The sequence below is a fragment of the Francisella adeliensis genome, from assembly GCF_003290445.1.
Lineage (GTDB): Bacteria > Pseudomonadota > Gammaproteobacteria > Francisellales > Francisellaceae > Francisella > Francisella adeliensis.
Genome location: NZ_CP021781.1, coordinates 1,413,894 through 1,432,583 on the forward strand (window position 1 = coordinate 1,413,894; position 18,690 = coordinate 1,432,583).

An 18,690-nucleotide genomic window follows, 5' to 3' on the forward strand; every position below is an offset into this window, starting at 1 on the left:
TGAATTTACTTAATGATAAATTGATTTTTTTTGCAAAGCAATTATTACTTGCGTTTAAAAGAAATTAGATATTTTCTTGAGATAGAAGCCATAAAGATAATTAATGAAATATCAATAATTAATAATACTATAGCTAGTTTGGTATTATAATTTTTTTGTGAGAATGCAGCACCTTGGCCTGGTTGGCTTACTGACGCTGGGTTATATATAAGGCCATACTTCTTAATTAAAGAAGACCCGATATCCCTAATATTAATAACAGGAACACCTTCTTTTAAGAAATTAACAGCCACAGATCGTACATTTTCATAACCTGTTGGCAACTTCTTAGTTACGCCAGAAGGGAAACTAGGAAGCTTAAGAACATTATTCTTCACACTTTTTTTACCACCTTTGCTATCATCAACTGCTATAATTTTCGGCTGCTTTAAACCTATCGATGCCATGTTACCACCGACATTTACATATGCCTGTATCTTTTCATCACCAGCGGCTTTTTTATACATTTCCATCCTAGTTTTAATGGAAGATGTTGTTGAGTAATGATAAGGAACATTAATAGTTTCATAGCCATTTCTTTTTATCGCATCATTCATTTTTAAAATAGCTGCTGGAGTCATACCATAACCATTATCTCTTGATCCACCTAGAGTTATCCCTAAGACATCATAGCTAAACAAGCCTTCATTTACTAAATGCTTGTATATATCTGGCCATGTAAAGCTAGGTCTATTTGCACCAAACTGAGATGCTCCAACAGAAAATATAATTAGAGGTTTAAGCTCAAGTGTTTTAATAGCTGATAACATTGCAATATCTAAAGCTGGATAAGATCCTGTCTGCTGTACAGCGACAACATCTCCTTTCTTAAGTTTAAGTTCACTTAACCATTGAACAAAAATAGCGGCCATATTTGGATTAACAGATGATCTTTTTGCATATAAATCACCAGAATCTGTGGTTATCTCAGTCATAGAAAGACCAATAAGCCCAGTACAAGAAACATCCCCTATATCCTTACAAAGATATCCTTTTGACACAAAAAACTTCTTTGTTAGCTTAAAAGCTGTACTTGCGGTATTTGCAGCCTCAATCTTTTGATTATAGCCTTTAGTTTCAACCACAAGATTTTTCTCAACAATATACAACGATATAAGCATAAACACAGTAAGAAATAAAATTATGTAACGCGATAAAAACTTGCGGTGCCAGTATATAGATTTCATATTAAATTCCTACTATTTGTGGTCCGATTAAAACAATTAATAACAAGCGAATAACTATCGAAGCTATAAGTAAAGAGCCTATAGTCTCTATTAAACCCTGCCTATCTATAGATAGCGCTATTAACCCTGGGATAATATAACCAATAACCTGTACTTGGTCAGAATAGAAACTTGATGTTAAATGTTGCGCTAAAAAAGCATTACACAAAGTTCCTAGTATAAACGACAATAACACTGTTATAGCAATTCTTCTTCTGCCATAAATAATCATGAATTTTGATAAAAGTCTTACTATAGCAAATATAACAATAGATATTATTAGTGTAACAATTACTCTATCAGGAGCGCCCATTTCTAATGCGAAATACCCTGGTACAACCATACCACCTGTAGATAGTCCTAATAATGATACAAAAATCAACCCAACGATTAATCCTATACCTATCGAGAGCGTCAAAGGATCCATTTTTTCTCCTATTTTTTTATAAACTATTTTCTTGTTTATGACTTTCGTCACAAAAATCAACAAGTTCCATACCAATATCTTTGATATTACCAACACCTACCAATATATATGATTTGGCTGGTTGTACAGAAGCCATTTTCTCAAGTATTTCTATTGGTTTCATCCCTTCACAAACAACAGTTTGGGCCATATTTTTTTCCAATGATTTAGCGTATTTTTTGTAGAACGAAACAAACACATCAGTACCTGTACCTATAAGCACAACTAAATCAGGTTTTTCCCAGGTTAAAATAGCTTCTGCAATTTGCTTAGATCTATCTTCTCTATCTGCACGACAATTCACTACTAATACTTTTTTATCACAACTTAGGTATTTTGTATAAAGTTTATCCCATAGCATCTTTGTAGATACTGGATCATTAGCAGCAAAAGCATTTGCAAAATTGATTTGACTTTCATTTACAGTAAATGTGTACTCTGTCATAGCACCTGGATCTGGAGTAGCTGCCCACATACCTTTTAACGCCACATCTCTGGGGATCCCCAAATCATCTGTAATTTTAAGAGCTAATGCAACATTTATCTTAAACTCTGAATAAACAAAATTATTAATCTCTTCATCAGAAACTAAATTAGCATCTTCTTCAGTTGCAGCAATAAGCTGAGTATTTCTATCTTTACAAGCATATTCAAAAAAATCCAAATGAATATCTTCAGCAGTAAAGTACTTAGAGTTTACAGGTACCGTTCCAGCAAGAGCTTTAGCGACATCTCTTTCTGTTGGACCCATAACATCTAAGTGATCTGGTCTAGCATTTGTAAGTACACCATGAGTAGCTTTTATAAGTTTAAGCTCACATAAAGACTGTAATAATGGTTGGAGTGCCATACACTCTATAATTATAGCATCTGCCTTGGCTCTTCTTGCCTTAAACATAATTCTAACTTGCTCTGCAATATTGCTAAAGCCTATCCTAAAAACAGGCGTTTCTGAACCATCTATATCTATATATCGTGCTAGAGTCCCTGTGGTTTTTGCAACAGTTCTATAACCACCTGCTCTAACACCCGCGGCTATAAGTCTTGCAACACTGGATTTACCACGAGTTCCGTTAACATGTATTCTTACAGGAATACTCTTAATACTTGTATTATGCACTATATTTTCTATTATCAAATATAGGCATAATATTATAAGAGCACCTAAAATCAGCCAAAAATCCACTAATCTTCCCTACAATATTTTAAGAATTAATTTCTAGTATAACATTTTTTTCAAATACTAAAGTATCAAAAAATAATTCAGACTATCAAAAAAAACATCTACTCACTATCTATTTACCAGTCAGATACTGTAATTTTATTATCTAAACCAGTATTCATTTTTGACTTTATTTCATTAAGTTTTTCGAAGCTTTGAAGTCCAAACTTTGCATCTGGATACTGAATAACATGACTAGCGTTAATTAAAGCATATTTTATAGAGTCTTCCACAGAGAAACCTTTATAAATACTAGCACAAAATGTTGAGCTAAACGCATCACCTGCGCCTAAAGTATTGATAACATTCTTAATATAAAGCGATTCACTATGGTATATTTTTTGTTTAGTGGCAGCATAAACACCATTAGACCCATCTGTTACTACAATCAACCTAACACCTAAATCTAAACAAATTTTAAAAAAGTCTGGCAGCCTAAATGTAGCATTTAGAAAATCACTATTATCAGTTTCATGACTTGTTTTTAATCTATCTTTTGATTTTGCTACATCTTCATCATCTAAAGATAATAACGATAACATTAATTTTTGTGCTTCTTGATAGTTCAAGACAAGTATATCTATACCCGACATAGACTCCTTAATAAAACTTTCACCAATACTGAGCTGTGAAGAACCTGGGTTTATAGCTATTTTAGTGTCGCTTTTAGTAGCTAAATCAACAATTTCAGGGAGTCTTGCTGCTGATGACTGACTTAAAGAGGTTATATATATAAAATCACTATCTGCAATTGCTTGTTCGGGAAGATCATCTTTCAATATATCTTTATTTGCTCCTCTATATGCAAATATAGTTCTATCACCACTCAAAGTAGGAATTACATAAGAAGTTGCTGTCCCGTAGCTACTCGAATATCGGACATTTCCTGTATCTATACCAAAGTTCTTTAATTCCTCAACAATCTTATCACCCGCAAGATCTTTACCAACCTTACCAAAAAAACTAACATTAATACCTTGCTTTTTAAAAGATACTGCAGCATTAGTAGCACCACCACCAGAAAATGAATTATGTTCTTTAACCTCTACTTTAGCTCCTTCTTCTAAAAGCATATAAGATTGAGTAACATCTTTTTTTTGCATATTCATTGTGAACATCTCTTCATACTGGATAATAGTATCGAGTGTTGCACCGCCAATAGTAAGTGCTTTTATATTATTCTTCATTCTTTAAGCATTAAGGTTTATATCAAAATATGCCTAATAGAATACCATTAAACATATATTGATACATCAAGTATTATTGGCAAAATTAATTTTTTTATATAGAAAAATTAGTCATTAATTAGTATTATTGCTTTTGTGCGATTAACATTTTACAAAATATATAAGGGGAGAGTTAATGCCTTCTAAACCTGTTTCTAAAAACCATCGTGGCTTCATAATGCCAATTGGTGGTGGTGAAGATAAGTTTGCAAGTCCAACCGTTCTAGAGAAATTCATAGAACTTTCTGGTGGTAGTGATGCTATTATAGCAGTAATACCAACAGCATCTAAGCTTGCAGACACTGGCGACATATATGTTGATATTTTTGAAAAAATGGGGGTCAAAGAAGCCCATAATTTAAAAATAGAGAGTCGTCTTGAAGCAACAACAAATAAAGAATACCAAGATACCCTTTCAAAGTGTACTGGAATTTTTATGACTGGAGGTAATCAACTTTTACTTTCAACAACACTTGGTGGTACACCTATTGCTCAATTAATTCGTAGATTAAATGCTAAAGGGGTTAATGTTGCAGGAACATCTGCCGGTGCTGCTTTCATATCTGGGTTTATGATAGCGGGTGGTCAAGCTGGCCTTATGCCTCGTTGTAACATGGTAAATTTAGCACCGGGACTTGGTCTTACAAATAAACTACTTGTAGATCAACATTTTTCACAGAGAGATAGACTTGGTAGACTATTGTCTGCGCTTTCTTATAACCCATATATGGTTGGTGTGGGAATTGATGAAGACACAGCTGCTCTTTTAAATCATAATAACATAGTAGAAGTGGTTGGCTCTGGAATGGTTACAGTAATTGACTTTTCTCACTTAAAGCACTCTTCTTTACACAATGCTCGTAACAACGCTCCTATTAGCTTAGTTGATATCCGTATGCATATGCTACTAGAAGGTCAAAAGTTTGACTTAAACACAACTCTCGTAGAATTCTAAATAAATATTCAAATATACTTTCTCTAATGCAAGGAAATCTCTTATGCAAAAAATAATCATACATGGTGGCTGTGGGGCTCGAGAAGACAAGAACACTTCATTCACTGACTATCATGAACAACTAATCCCTATAGTAAATAAAGCTTTTGATTACCTTAAAACTACAAATGATGCTAATAAAACCGCTGTATATGCAGCTAAGCTACTAGAGGATAACGAAATCTTTAATGCTGGAACTGGATCTCGAGTACAGCAAGATGGCCAAATCAGAATGTCTGCATCTATCATGGATAGTCAGCGAAGAAAATTTGCTGGAGTGATAAACATTCAGAATATTCAAAACCCTATTGAAGTTGCAAATAGGCTTATGGAGCAACATCATAGTGTACTGGGTGGTGAGCCAGCAACTATGTTCGCTCATAACGTAATGCAACTGCCTAAATATAACCCTATGACAGAAAAAAGATATAAAGAATATCTTGAGCTCAAAAAAGGCTTCACTGGAACAATTGGTGTTGTTGTACTAGATTCAAACGGTAGAATATGTGCTGCTACCTCAACAGGTGGCGCAGGCTTTGAATACCCAGGTAGGGTTGGAGATAGCCCTACTGTTGCAGGTAATTTTGCAAATGAATTTATGGGAATATCTTGCACAGGCATAGGCGAACATATAAACAATGAATCAGTGGCAGCAAAAATTTCTACTCGTGTAAAAGACGGCATGTCACTAGAGTCAGCAGTAAATAAATCTATAAAAGAGAGTGATGAATTAGGAGACTATGTTGGCCTGATTGCTATAGATAAAGAAGGAAATATCTGTAGTGGATCAACAAAAGTAGCTCAAACCTTATACGCTTATACTGATGGTAAGATTAGTAAAAGTTTTTACGATGAAAAATTGTTGTAAAAACCTGTTGACTTAAAAGCAGTTGTATAGGTATAATATACGACATTGGCCTGATAGCTCAGTCGGTAGAGCAGAGGATTGAAAATCCTCGTGTCGGCGGTTCGATTCCGTCTCAGGCCACCATTTTAAAAGATTGTCGGAGCATAGCGCAGCTTGGTAGCGCATCTGGTTTGGGACCAGAGGGTCGGGGGTTCAAATCCCTCTGCTCCGACCATTTTTTGATGCGTCTGTAGCTCATTTGGATAGAGCATCGGCCTTCTAAGCCGAGGGTAGCAGGTTCGAATCCTGCCAGACGCGCCATAATAAAGGGTTGTTGTGGTGGTTGTAGCTCAGTTGGTAGAGCCCCGGATTGTGATTCCGGCTGTCGTGGGTTCGAGCCCCATCAATCACCCCAGAAACTGCGGTCGTGGCGAAATTGGTAGACGCACTGGATTTAGGTTCCAGCGGAGAGATCTGTGGGAGTTCGAGTCTCCCCGACCGCACCACTTTTAGTATTTCACTTTATTTTATAAAGTGATTACTCAAAAGTTTTTTCTTAATTATATTTTTTATTTCATTTATATTCTATTTTAATAAAAAAACACTTATAATATTTACATAACATAAATGCTTTTTCATATATCTTTATATATTAGAGCGGCCCCGTCAAGTTAACTAATACGATCGTAAAAAGACTGTTTGATTAATATTTAGAAACAGTAAACCTCTTTAGATACTTCTTGCCATATATTCATCGCTTCATCAAACTTAGTTCTTTGCATTTCTCTAGAATTTAAATATCTGCCTACTGGTACTGCAAATATATTTCTAACCTTACCCATTAATGTTAATGTCCTTTGCAGTCCCCTAGGTGATTTAAATTTGATTAAACTCTTCTCCTTTCTTCGAATTGGTTGATGTGCATTCTCTACTCTATTGTTTAGACCTTTGTGTCGTCTATGTTCTGCATTAGTCATATGTTTTATTGGTCTTGTATAGCTATTGAGCTTATCAGTAACTATAACTCTTGGAGAGGGGTAAGACCCTAAAAACCTAGAAAGAAAGCGTATTGCAGCCTTTTTGTTCTTACGTTTCTGTAGAAACACATCCAACTCATGACCGTTAGAGTCTACTGCTCTCCATAGTATGAATTTAACCCCATTTATTTTAATAATCATCTCATCTAAATGCCATTTGTCTGTAGGTTTAGGCTCTTTCTTTTTGATCACATAGGCAAATGATTTACCAAACTTATTACTCCAAGTTCTTATAGTTTCATAGCTAACTAATACACCTCTGTACCTCAGCATTTCTTCTACATCTCTATAGCTAGTATTAAACCTGTGATATATCCAAATAGCATAACTTATAATCTCTACTGGATAACGATATCTTTTAGGTTTTTCTGTAAGCATGTATATGAATAAGTGGTATGAACTTGGTATAATTATATACTAGATGATTTTAGAGTTAGTTAACTTGACGGGGCCGTCTGATATGAATTAATGTAATATAGCATTAGTAAAGGTCTTTATAGAGTCTTTAGGTACTCCAAAAACTTCATAAAAATTGCCAGTAGGCTCTTTACTATAATTATCTTTAATACTATTAGATATGTCTTCTGGAGAATAAACCAGATCAGCTAAATTGCATTTAATAGCTTTATTTTCATATTTATTGTCGGCAATATAAATTACATTTTTAGGAATGCTTAATGCTTGAACGCCCATTGATGATTTATGCACTACAAAAAGAGGGCCTAAAGTTGACAAACAAATTGTTGAATAATCTTTATTATCAGCATCAGCTATAATCATATTATCTATGTTTAATACTTCTTTAACATTTCTTTCAAAATCACCTGTAGTCTTAGGATGATAGCTTACTATGATTTCATCACTTTGACTATTCTTAATAGCTGTAGCAAAATTATAAAAAGCTTCTTTATAATCATCTGTAGTATCTCCAGCAAAAATGATTACTTTTTTGTCTTTAGGTACTTCTAACTCGTTTAATAGATTTTCTTTCGAAAGGCAGTTATTTGTTCTTTGCCATTCAAGTATTGAGGGATTACCAACGACTTCTATTGCTTTAAATAAATTACTATGTTTTTGTAAAAATGAGTTTTCTGTTACCTTTGCAGATATTAAGAGTTTATCTAATGGTTTATAAACTGTTTTTATAAAATCATGAGTATAGTATTTGGAATCATTTTTTGGATATGGGTCAAAATTATCATAATATGCAATCTTTTTTACATCTTTAAAACTATTAAGTATTTCTGCCAAAGCAGCACTAGACATACCACTAACTATTATATCTGGCTTAGAATTTAGACTATTTTTTAAACAATCTAAATTCTTTTTACTTATTCTTGTTGCCCTACTCTTGATTAAATCATCATTGTTAAAATCTTGTAGGCATTTTGCATCATTAACTACGTTATTAGTAAATAAATCTTTTGCTTTTCCAATACCTATAATTTCATAATTAACTTTTTTTAACTTACTAAATAGTTCTTTAAAAGCATTAGTATCACCATAGTCATAACTCAAAAATAATACATTAGTTGCGAAGACTATATTGAAACATAAAATAGTAACAATAAAAAATAATATTTTTTTACTCATTTTGTATAAGCTCTATGTAAGCGTTTTATTAAACACACATATCTAAAATTAGATTATTTATTGTCTATTATAACCTCAATTCGGAATTATAAGCTATATAAAATAAGATTTGTAGAGGTTTTTTTGGTTAAAATAAGCTAATTACCGTTAAAAACCCACTAAAATCAATAATGATAGATCAACTTACTTCAACCTTTTGTCGTATAGACGACTTCTGTATTATCCATGAAAAACAACAACAAAACAAATCAATATCTTATAAAAGCTATAAGACAGGACCAAAACCTTTATTATCATTAAGTGAAATTATGACAATCTTGATAATGTATCAGATACTATAATATCGTAACTTTAAAAGTTTCTATAACGATTTTTTACTAGAATTTCATCGCTCTAAAACTGATGAAAGTACTTACCAGTTATTCAAACGCTTTAATAGGTATGATGTTTTGATAATTGATGATTTTGGGGCCCCGTCAAGTTAACTAATACGATCGTAAAAAGACTGTTTGATTAATATTTAGAAACAGTAAACCTCTTTAGATACTTCTTGCCATATATTCATCGCTTCATCAAACTTAGTTCTTTGCATTTCTCTAGAATTTAAATATCTGCCTACTGGTACTGCAAATATATTTCTAACCTTACCCATTAATGTTAATGTCCTTTGCAGTCCCCTAGGTGATTTAAATTTGATTAAACTCTTCTCCTTTCTTCGAATTGGTTGATGTGCATTCTCTACTCTATTGTTTAGACCTTTGTGTCGTCTATGTTCTGCATTAGTCATATGTTTTATTGGTCTTGTATAGCTATTGAGCTTATCAGTAACTATAACTCTTGGAGAGGGGTAAGACCCTAAAAACCTAGAAAGAAAGCGTATTGCAGCCTTTTTGTTCTTACGTTTCTGTAGAAACACATCCAACTCATGACCGTTAGAGTCTACTGCTCTCCATAGTATGAATTTAACCCCATTTATTTTAATAATCATCTCATCTAAATGCCATTTGTCTGTAGGTTTAGGCTCTTTCTTTTTGATCACATAGGCAAATGATTTACCAAACTTATTACTCCAAGTTCTTATAGTTTCATAGCTAACTAATACACCTCTGTACCTCAGCATTTCTTCTACATCTCTATAGCTAGTATTAAACCTGTGATATATCCAAATAGCATAACTTATAATCTCTACTGGATAACGATATCTTTTAGGTTTTTCTGTAAGCATGTATATGAATAAGTGGTATGAACTTGGTATAATTATATACTAGATGATTTTAGAGTTAGTTAACTTGACGGGGCCTACTGGTACTCGCAACAAGATTCGAACTTGTGACCCCTACCATGTCAATTTGATTTTTACCAATTAAAAAACAATATCAAATATTAAAAATTCCAAGCAAAACAAGGCTTTCACTAGTTATGGTAGATAAAACCATATAGATAATATATACTTCTAATTACTTTTTTTGTTACCCAGTTTGTTACCCAGTGCCATCAGTAAAAATAACAAGATCATTTATAGATACTATAAAACCAGCCGATAAAATCGTAGATTATTCAGATACAGAAGTCAAAGGGCTTATTTTAAGAGTCAAACCAAGTGGAAATATGGTTTGGAGATTAAACTATAGAAATTCACAAAAAATTCAAAAAAGATATACTATAGGTGCATTAGAAAAATTCACAGTCACTCAAGTTAAAAAAGAGGCTCAAAGACTAAATGGCTTAATCGCTCAAGATAAGGATATTCAAGAAACAAAACAAGAAAAAACTGAAACGAATATACTAACTCTTAGAAAATTTATTGATGAGTTTTATTTACAGTGGTACGAAACTCATAACAAAAATATAAAAAGCCTACTCTACTATATGGGAAAGCCTTTTGAAAAGATTCTTGATAAAACTATGTTAGAACTAAATGATAAAAAATTCATTACTAGGTTTTTAACTAATTATCAAAATACAAATAATTCATCAAACGCTACATACAATAGAATGCTATCCACATTAAAAGGAATCTTTAGTAGAGCGTATGAGTTTGGATATATAAAATCAAATGCTGTAAGAGATGTTAAGCTACTAAAAATAACTACTAGTAAAATCAGATATTTGAGTGAAACAGAAACAAGATCATTTTTTGAAGCACTCCCACAATTAAAAAATTTACATGCTCAGCAAATAATAGAAATAGCATACTATACTGGTATGAGAAAAAATGAGATTCTCAGCCTATCCTTTGATGATATTGATACTCAGACAAATCAAATAACTTTAAAATCATCAAACACAAAAAGTAATAAAGTTAGATATATACCTATTCATAAAAATATAAATAAAATCTTAGACTCTATTGATCACAAAGATGGCTACTTATTTGTATCAAAAAAGACTGGTACAAAGTACGATAATATAGATAGAAGCTGGAAACAACTTATGAAACTTTCAGGAATTGAAAATTTCAGGTTTCACGATTTAAGACACAACTTTTGCTCTATGCTAGTTATGAACGGTGTGCCAATATATACAGTTGCACAATTAGCTGGGCATGCTGATGTTAAAACTACTCAGATATATGCTCACCTATCGCCAGATGTTAAGAAGTCCGCTATAGACATTTTATAATAAAACAACTGTCTTGTTTTATTAGAATAAATCAGAAACGCTAGTCGCTTTAGATGACCGCTGGGTTATCTAAAGCTATTACAATAGCGTTTCAAAGTATTACCATGCGAAGCATTACATACGCCCACCGTCTATCCCGATAGGGTTGACCAACGGGTTTTTTACAAGCGATAGCGTGATGTGACTAGACTAGCAAACTTGTATTGTACCCTTAAGAATGACAGGGTGCTTTGCTCGGCTTTAGTCCATCGTGTAAAACTCGTTGGTCAAGCGTAGTGTAGACGGTGGGCTGAGCATTCCCCAAATGAAATTGGGGAAGCGGCGAACTGTTAATCTATATCGGCTTGCTCCTACGCCCTGCAACACATACAGTGTGTTAAGGGGTGGACGATATGGATTATAAAGTAGCCTAAAGGGGTTTATATTTGCTAGTGCTACTAGCTTGATTATTTACTTGCTTTGACAAAAGTAATAAATCATCTAATAAACTCACCTAAAATTTAGTATTTTATGGTGTGCTTATGTGATAGTAGTAGATGGCTATCATTAAGAAAAACCATAGTTTAGTACTATGGTTTTGATGTGGTAGTTTTGATTAAAAATTTACCAGCTTGCTTAAACGCCCTGCTATTTTAGCTAAGGGTGGATAGTATATTATTTTAAAGATCATAAATATCAGCAGCGTAAGATACCCATACACAATATTCATAATTAAATCTCGATAAAATTTCTTTTTTATATATTTGGTAATATTTATTATCTCGGTTAATATCTGAATAATCATTAAAATATCTAGATCCTTTTAAGCCTAAAATTTTTTCAAGTACCATAGTTATTAAAATTGATAACCGCCCCTCATTTATCCAAAACTTATTTAGCTTCCGTTCAAGCTCCTCTTTATTTGTATTTAGGCTATTACTTTTATCAAAAAACTCCATAAAAAAGTCCGATTTATGATTTTGATAGATTTTCAACTCTTGTATTTTATTAACATAATCGGTTCTATCTAATTGCTTTCTTCTTTTAATACCAAAATCTTGCTTATGCAAATAAACATCTTGTGACTTTATATTTGCATCATGGATTCTTTTTTCCATAGTTTTAAAGGAAACACCCTCCCCAATGAATGGATTATTTCGTCCAGAAATTTCATGACTATTATATTCAAAATTTATGGTGTTATAATTTTCTCCATTAAAATCATATATATCTTTTAAAAAAGAAACTAAGTATTCCATATTTTCCCTATAAAAAGTATCTATAGCCTGTCTTTTCTTCCTGATTGTATTTTTACTTAGCTTATACATAAACTGATCGTGATATTCTGCAAAAGAACAAAATGCGGAAATAATTGAAAAAAGAATATTTCGCATGTCTCTAATTGATATTTGCTTATTTGGATCAATATTTATTTTGATTGGTTTTTTTAAACTTCTCTGTGTTTCAATAAATGATGAAATATCTATATCAAACCTCTTATAAAGTATATAGTTAAAGTTATCTCTGAGAATCATTTTCTGATATTTTTTACAAGCTAGCTTTCTAAAATACCCAAAGATAACATCATGAATATTTACATAGCGATGATTTAGTTTTGCATCGGCGAATACATTAAGTACATCATAGCAATTCTTTTCAAAGACTTTGGCTTAGAATATTTAACAGTTTTTATAGGGTAAATATCTTGATTCTGCTCATGCCATTTCAAAGCATCAAAATACTTTAATTTCATTTTAATAAAGAAAACAATAGCAAAAGTGCAACAAGCTATGTGATATCGAGTAATTGTAGAATACTTCAAAGCATCTTTTTGCTCTGGATTTATATTATATGCTAGATGTTCATATTTCTTATATTCTGGTAAATAAAATTTTTTATAAAGCATATCAAACCAATCTTGAATGTTGGTAATCACTTCAACAATAATTGATGAAAATATATAGTTAGCTACATATTTCTTTTTATACTTGATTTGTAATGTATCTATAAAACTCTTTATATCTTTATATTCTCTTCTAAGAACTTCTTTAAATGATACTCCTATGTATTTATGTAGATTATGCTTTTCTACAAAGTCTATCTGTTTAGTCATCTTACAAACATCTATAAAATCCTGAATATCAACAATATTTATATTGAATAAGTTTCTACTAAAAGCATGTTTTATTTCTGCATATATCTGTTTTTTCATAATCATCTTTATGCTTAGTTGTCTTTTAAGATAGTTGAAAGCTCATCTTTATTAATCCTAGTTTCAAACCTTACATCGACATTTGGCAATTGCTTCTGTAAACCTTCAAAGAACTTTTTAGCATAATCTATTTTTGTTTTTTCTGCTTGTGGAATATCACTATTATTTTTATACCCTTTAGTTTCAACAACTAAGAATAATTGTCTTTGTTTTTCTCCTCTATCTACAAGATAGGCAAAATCTGGATTATATGCTTTATATGGTGTTGGTATAGATATACTTGGCAATTTAGCAAATACTGTTATCCTTTGACCATCAATCAATATAGGATCATTTTCTATAGATTTTTTCTCAATATCTGAATCATAAACAACTCGATCAAATAAAAACACATCTGACGCTTCATTTCCAATATTTCGACCTAATTTAGTATATTCAATTTCTTTTATGAAACTACCGTCATCATTTTGCAAAATATTTTTGCTAAAGATATTTGTCTGGCTAAACTGATAATCAACACATTGCAAAATACTTGTATGAATAGACTCTTTTATTTGAGATTTTATAAAATTAATAGCTTTACTCGGATTATTTTTTATCTTTTGTAAATCAAGTCTACTAAATAGTCTTGTAACAAAACCTAAAGGGAGTTTCTCTTTCTTAGAAAACTCAAATACAAACTCACTAAGCTTGTTTTTAGCAAAGAAATCAATTTTACCTAAAGATTGCTCTTCTTTAGTTAGAATCTTATCTTTGATAGGGTCGTATACCTTGGTTATAACTCTTGTATCAACTTGAGCAAAACTTTCTTTGTTAAATTCATTTATTATTTTAGAGATAATCTCCTGCTCACTTATGTCTTTATAAACAATTTCTGCTTTACGATTGATAGTTTCCCATAGCTCTTTAAACTTCTTAGCTTGTTCTTGGCGAATTTTTAGTTTTTCTCTAGCTTGATTTCTATCTTCAACAAGTGGCTTTCTAGATTTAAATAATTCTTTTATTTCTTGCAATCTATCATCCGATAAGAAGGATAACTTATCAGAATTATTTTCTATAAAGTCATATATACTACTAATAATTCGATACTTTTCTAATTCATCATCAAACTCAATAATTTTGTAATCTTCTAAAGTGTTTGTTAGCTTACTAATTTCTCTTAAGTTTAAACCATTTGCCTCTAGTAAACTATTCTCTAAGAAGTCACCAACAATACCGAAGCTAGCTTTTTGAATTTCTGACTGAATACCCTCTATAAAATCTTTCTCGTAACCTGAAACTACGACATCAAGGGTATTAATGTCATAAAAAGCATTTTCATTTTCTGCTAAAGTTTTAAATGATTGCCTCTTACCTACTTGATTAACAGCTAATCTAAGACCTCGTCCAACCTGCTGTCTTCTTGATGTTTCTTTGTCGGTAGTTGCAAGCTTACAGATGTTAAAGATGTTAGGGTTGTCCCAACCCTCTTGCAAAGCCCATACGGAAAAAACAAACCTCAAAGGTTCATTGAGTGATAATAACTGTTCTTTTTTGTTTAAAATCAAATCAATCGATGGATCTGTTTTTTTATCTACTGAAAAATATCCCTCTAAAACCTGCAATTTGCCATCTTTAAAATCTTTATCTAAATATTTCTTATATTCTTGGTTTGTCGTACTTTGATAATATTCATCACGAATTTCTCTGTATATTTTCTCAAACGCTTTTTTAACTCTAGGATTATCTCCTCTAAAGTCTGCAATATTAGGAATAAAAAATAGAGATAGCTCTTTAATTCCCTGCTTAAATAGCCTTTCTTCTTTTTCAAAATGATTAGATATTGTAACTCTAAGCATTTGCTCAATTTCATCATCATTTAGCTCATACTTTTCGCTAACTTTTTTAATATCACCATCTGAGAAAAATATTTCTTTAGCATTAATCTTTGTAATAGTAACACCATGATATATATCTAAACCAGTTTTAGAACCTACATCATCACCAATTTTTACACTAGCTGAATATATTTGCTGATTTTTAGCATAACTAAAAGTTGCTCTACCTTCTATATTCTGTTTTTTGTTTGCTTTAATTATACTTGTGATTTTAATATCTGATTCTTCTGCATCACTTATAATATTTTTAACGGCAATCCTTTTTACTAGATAGTTTTCAAATGAATTAATACTATCCAAGGCATAAGCAACATTAACTAGCTTATGCTCTTCCTCTGTTGGGTATGTCGCACCAAAGCGAATAAATAAACTATCTAGCTTTTCTAGTGCTTCTACAGTAGCACCACCTTTTAGTAAATGTGGTTCATCAATAAAGACTATTGGTTTTTTATCTGCTATAGCCCCCCAAGCACTTCCAAACTCAAAGTTTAACTCGGTTGTTTTATTTATAAGATTTTCTTCTCTATTGAATGCTGAATTAGTTAGCACTAAAACTGTCAAATCATTATTATCTTTATTAAAATCCTGTTCAATACTAGATAAGTTACCACTTGCATAATCTATATATTTGAGGTGCTTACCATACTCATTATAAAAGTATTCATCTGTAAGTTTGATATTTTGAATAACACCTTGTTTGATAGCAGTACGAGGTAGCACGATAATAAATTTAGTCTTGCCAAATAATTTATTTAGCTCAAAAATAGTTTTGATATATGTAAATGTCTTACCTGTACCTGTTTCCATGAGCACATCAATTTGCTTTTTATTAGATGTTTCAAATTGGCTATATTTATGAGTTTTATAATGTTCACCAATTACTTTTTTCAGGTTTGAATAGTCATTATTAAACACATCACATCTTTCTAAAATACTTGTAATATTATTTACACAGTCTTCTTGGTATTGTTGTTTTTCAAATAACATTTTTTTGTCCTGCTAATAGTAATAGAACCATACCTATCATCTTATCTTTATCATTTGGCGATGATTCTGCTATTAATATTGTTAATGTAGCTAAAGTTTCTGGCGTTATTCTATGATTATAGTTAAATGATTTAAGCATCCAAATAAATGCATAAGCACCACTTCTTTTATTACCATCATTAAATGGGTGATTTTTCACTATAAAATATAATAAATGAGCTGATTTTTCTTCTATACTTGGATATAGCTCTTGTCCAAATACATCTTGAAACACATTCTTAAATATACTATCTAAACTGCCTTTAGTTTTTTCTTGAGCAAATAACATAGTAGCTTCTTTTTTAGATATAAGACTCTCTTTTAAATTAGCTAAATCTTTATATAATTTCTCTACTGATAGCTCAATATCTATATTTGAATGTGTTTTAGGGAATTTCTGTTCATCATAACTCTGCAATGAAAACCAAGTATAAGAAAATGTTTTAATCAGCTCTAATGTATCATCGCTATTTAACTTCTTATTGGACATTTCATTCAAACTAGTTACAACCTCTAATAAAAACTTAGGATCCTTTTCAACTCTAGATTTATTTATAGTATAACCATTTGTAATATGTTTCTTTAATGTTTGTGTTGCCCATTTTCTAAACATAATAGCTTTAGCTGAACTAACTCTATAACCAACTGCTAAAACTATATCTAACGAGTAATAAACAACTGGTTTATCAGAATTTGCAATATGCATTTTTTGCATATTGCTTTTTTCATCAACCTCACCATCTTTAAAAATATTTCTTATATGTCTAGATATTACAGACTGATCTTTGCCATATATTAAGGAAATATCTTTCTGACTAGCCCATACAGTTTCAGTACTAAAATCTGCTTTTAGCTCTAATGCTCCGCTTTCTAGCTGATATATTATTAAATCTTTTTGTTCTGACATTTTATTTTCTTATTTCTCCAATAGCATTTTTGTTACCTATTGAATATACACAATTTGTATATTACTTTTGATTTGTGTGGTATGTATTTTTTGAACTAGTTAGTATTTCAATTTTCGCTGTGATCGCTTTCTAAGCCTATATAGTCCAAGAATAGGCTACCCAAATAAGTTATTTCATAGCTAGATGATTTCATCATCCCTGTTTTTTCATCAAACTCGGGAAGAGTATCTTTTTTAGGTTTTTTAAACCTCTTCCTTAAAAGACTTAAATTAAACAGTTTTTCTCTATATATAGAACAAACAGTATTTTTTGCTAATAAATCTTTGTCTGCACCTATATATGCTAATGGTACATGCAAAACATTTTCATATTTACTTTTAAACTCATTATTAACCATGTTTTTGTATATATAACTTGATAAGATAATAATTTCATTGTCATTTAGTTGAGAAAGTATATTTAATAAAACACTATTTTGTATTTCTTCAAGTTGATCATTGCTTAAACCTTTTGCTAATATTGATGCAATATACTCTTTTCTTTCTTTAGAAATAGCCCTAGATGATTGCCACATAGCTTCTTCAAACAATTCGATACTCTCTGGTTTCTCAAGTTTCTTTTCTAGGTTAGCCATGCTCTCGCCATATTTTGATAGTTTTGTATCAAGTATTTTCAAGAACTCTACCATTCTATCTATTCGTTGATTTGGAATAATATTAGTTATGATTTCAGAAAATAATCCTCCAGCATAAGGACATAAAGAACTTGTGATTTTCAAACCTTTAACAACTTTATCTATTTTATTCTCTTGTAAGTTTGGCATTATTTTTTCATCAACTTCTTTAAGAATGTCAGAAATAGGTTTATAAATATTTTTTGTAGTATCATCAGACCAATCTACAGTTATTTTATTTTCTTTGCATATATCAAATACTTCCTGCCCTAAATTAACTTTTATTTTTGATAGATTTTCAGGGCTTGGATTTGCTTTTTTAAATCTCCAAAAATAAGGTTTATTACCATCTTTACCATATTTAGGATCAGTTGTTTTTGTTTTTTTTAATTCTTTTAGATAAAGTTCTTTATTTATCTCAGTGTCTCTATTTATTTTTTCATTAATGTTTAAGATATTAGCTATTTTATTGAATAGATTTTTATTACTCCAGTTATCCTTATCTACATATAAGTATTTTATTTCATCAAATACATCTTTAGGGACAAATTCTTTTAACCAGTTATCCTCACATGGTGGTTGCCATGCAATATTTTTGCCTTTAACTGCAAAAAGAAATGTTTTTCTATCACATATAAACAATATGTTGAGTTCTAAATCATGGTGTTTAACATTTAGAGAAAGAATGTCACTTCTATTTTTTTCTCTTTCTATAAAACCACTAATATCAGCCATATTCTACC

At 31.1% G+C, this 18,690-nt stretch carries 15 protein-coding genes, 6 tRNA genes and 1 pseudogene; 9 read left to right on the forward strand and 13 right to left on the reverse strand.

What is annotated here, in order from left to right:
• Nucleotides 1–44 precede the first annotated feature (44 nt).
• From pgsW to CDH04_RS06875, 4 genes are all read right to left on the reverse strand, one after another.
• Nucleotides 45–1,226, reverse strand: coding sequence for a poly-gamma-glutamate system protein (pgsW, locus tag CDH04_RS06860; RefSeq protein ID WP_112870320.1), 1,182 nt, complete (start codon nt 1,224–1,226; stop codon nt 45–47).
• Between the two features lies 1 nt (nt 1,227).
• Entirely contained in the window at nt 1,228–1,692 is a 465-nt protein-coding gene (gene pgsC / locus CDH04_RS06865; protein ID WP_112870321.1) for a poly-gamma-glutamate biosynthesis protein PgsC, read from the reverse strand.
• Nucleotides 1,693–1,708: 16 nt separating this feature from the next.
• The gene (gene pgsB / locus CDH04_RS06870) at nt 1,709–2,917 is read right to left on the reverse strand and encodes a poly-gamma-glutamate synthase PgsB (RefSeq protein WP_112870322.1); all 1,209 of its coding nucleotides are present in this window, start codon (nt 2,915–2,917) and stop codon (nt 1,709–1,711) included.
• A gap of 113 nt (nt 2,918–3,030) precedes the next feature.
• On the reverse strand, nt 3,031–4,140 hold the full coding sequence (locus CDH04_RS06875) for a carbohydrate kinase family protein (RefSeq protein ID WP_112870323.1): 1,110 nt from the start codon (nt 4,138–4,140) through the stop codon (nt 3,031–3,033).
• 175 nt (nt 4,141–4,315) lie between these two features.
• On the opposite strand from CDH04_RS06875, the gene CDH04_RS06880 reads away from it, so the two are divergent.
• The 7 genes from CDH04_RS06880 to CDH04_RS06910 all read left to right on the forward strand — a co-directional run bounded on the left by CDH04_RS06880 (nt 4,316) and on the right by CDH04_RS06910 (nt 6,526).
• Entirely contained in the window at nt 4,316–5,134 is an 819-nt protein-coding gene (locus CDH04_RS06880; RefSeq protein ID WP_112870324.1) for a cyanophycinase, read from the forward strand.
• Nucleotides 5,135–5,177: 43 nt separating this feature from the next.
• Complete coding sequence (locus CDH04_RS06885; protein WP_112870325.1) at nt 5,178–6,041, forward strand: isoaspartyl peptidase/L-asparaginase; 864 nt, start codon at nt 5,178–5,180, stop codon at nt 6,039–6,041.
• Nucleotides 6,042–6,088: 47 nt separating this feature from the next.
• Nucleotides 6,089–6,164 (forward strand) — tRNA-Phe (locus tag CDH04_RS06890).
• 14 nt (nt 6,165–6,178) lie between these two features.
• Nucleotides 6,179–6,255 (forward strand) — tRNA-Pro (locus tag CDH04_RS06895).
• Nucleotides 6,256–6,264: 9 nt separating this feature from the next.
• Nucleotides 6,265–6,341, forward strand: a tRNA-Arg gene (locus CDH04_RS06900).
• A gap of 18 nt (nt 6,342–6,359) precedes the next feature.
• Nucleotides 6,360–6,435, forward strand: a tRNA-His gene (locus CDH04_RS06905).
• A gap of 6 nt (nt 6,436–6,441) precedes the next feature.
• Nucleotides 6,442–6,526, forward strand: a tRNA-Leu gene (locus CDH04_RS06910).
• Between the two features lie 204 nt (nt 6,527–6,730).
• Here CDH04_RS06910 and CDH04_RS06915 read toward each other — a convergent pair.
• Nucleotides 6,731–7,435, reverse strand: coding sequence for an IS6 family transposase (locus CDH04_RS06915; RefSeq protein ID WP_112870326.1), 705 nt, complete (start codon nt 7,433–7,435; stop codon nt 6,731–6,733).
• An 87-nt stretch (nt 7,436–7,522) separates the two neighbouring features.
• Entirely contained in the window at nt 7,523–8,650 is a 1,128-nt protein-coding gene (locus tag CDH04_RS06920) for a hypothetical protein (RefSeq protein ID WP_112870327.1), read from the reverse strand.
• 170 nt (nt 8,651–8,820) lie between these two features.
• Here CDH04_RS06920 and CDH04_RS09970 point away from each other — a divergent pair.
• Nucleotides 8,821–8,988 (forward strand): annotated as a pseudogene (locus CDH04_RS09970) (IS982 family transposase); the annotation flags it as partial.
• A 182-nt stretch (nt 8,989–9,170) separates the two neighbouring features.
• Here the strand turns inward: CDH04_RS09970 and CDH04_RS06930 are convergent.
• Nucleotides 9,171–9,875 carry an IS6 family transposase gene (locus CDH04_RS06930; protein WP_112870326.1) on the reverse strand — a complete coding sequence of 235 codons (705 nt, stop codon included), beginning with the start codon at nt 9,873–9,875 and terminating at the stop codon, nt 9,171–9,173.
• A gap of 78 nt (nt 9,876–9,953) precedes the next feature.
• Nucleotides 9,954–10,022, reverse strand: a tRNA-OTHER gene (locus CDH04_RS09820).
• Nucleotides 10,023–10,138: 116 nt separating this feature from the next.
• On the opposite strand from CDH04_RS09820, the gene CDH04_RS06935 reads away from it, so the two are divergent.
• Nucleotides 10,139–11,272, forward strand: coding sequence for a tyrosine-type recombinase/integrase (locus CDH04_RS06935; RefSeq protein ID WP_112870328.1), 1,134 nt, complete (start codon nt 10,139–10,141; stop codon nt 11,270–11,272).
• A gap of 659 nt (nt 11,273–11,931) precedes the next feature.
• Here CDH04_RS06935 and CDH04_RS06940 read toward each other — a convergent pair.
• From CDH04_RS06940 to CDH04_RS09975, 5 genes are all read right to left on the reverse strand, one after another.
• Complete coding sequence (locus CDH04_RS06940) at nt 11,932–12,510, reverse strand: hypothetical protein (protein WP_216821885.1); 579 nt, start codon at nt 12,508–12,510, stop codon at nt 11,932–11,934.
• 350 nt (nt 12,511–12,860) lie between these two features.
• Nucleotides 12,861–13,463, reverse strand: a complete 603-nt coding sequence (locus CDH04_RS06945; RefSeq protein WP_112870330.1) for a hypothetical protein — start codon at nt 13,461–13,463, stop codon at nt 12,861–12,863.
• A 14-nt stretch (nt 13,464–13,477) separates the two neighbouring features.
• Nucleotides 13,478–16,327, reverse strand: a complete 2,850-nt coding sequence (locus CDH04_RS06950; RefSeq protein WP_112870331.1) for a restriction endonuclease — start codon at nt 16,325–16,327, stop codon at nt 13,478–13,480.
• Nucleotides 16,317–17,273: a type II toxin-antitoxin system death-on-curing family toxin gene (locus CDH04_RS06955; protein WP_112870332.1), complete on the reverse strand. Its 957-nt coding sequence runs from the start codon at nt 17,271–17,273 to the stop codon at nt 16,317–16,319. The genes CDH04_RS06950 and CDH04_RS06955 overlap by 11 nt, the downstream gene beginning before the upstream one ends.
• A 107-nt stretch (nt 17,274–17,380) precedes the next feature.
• A complete protein-coding gene (locus CDH04_RS09975; RefSeq protein WP_234393408.1) occupies nt 17,381–18,682 on the reverse strand; it encodes a hypothetical protein in 1,302 nt (433 codons plus the stop codon).
• Nucleotides 18,683–18,690: the final 8 nt, after the last annotated feature.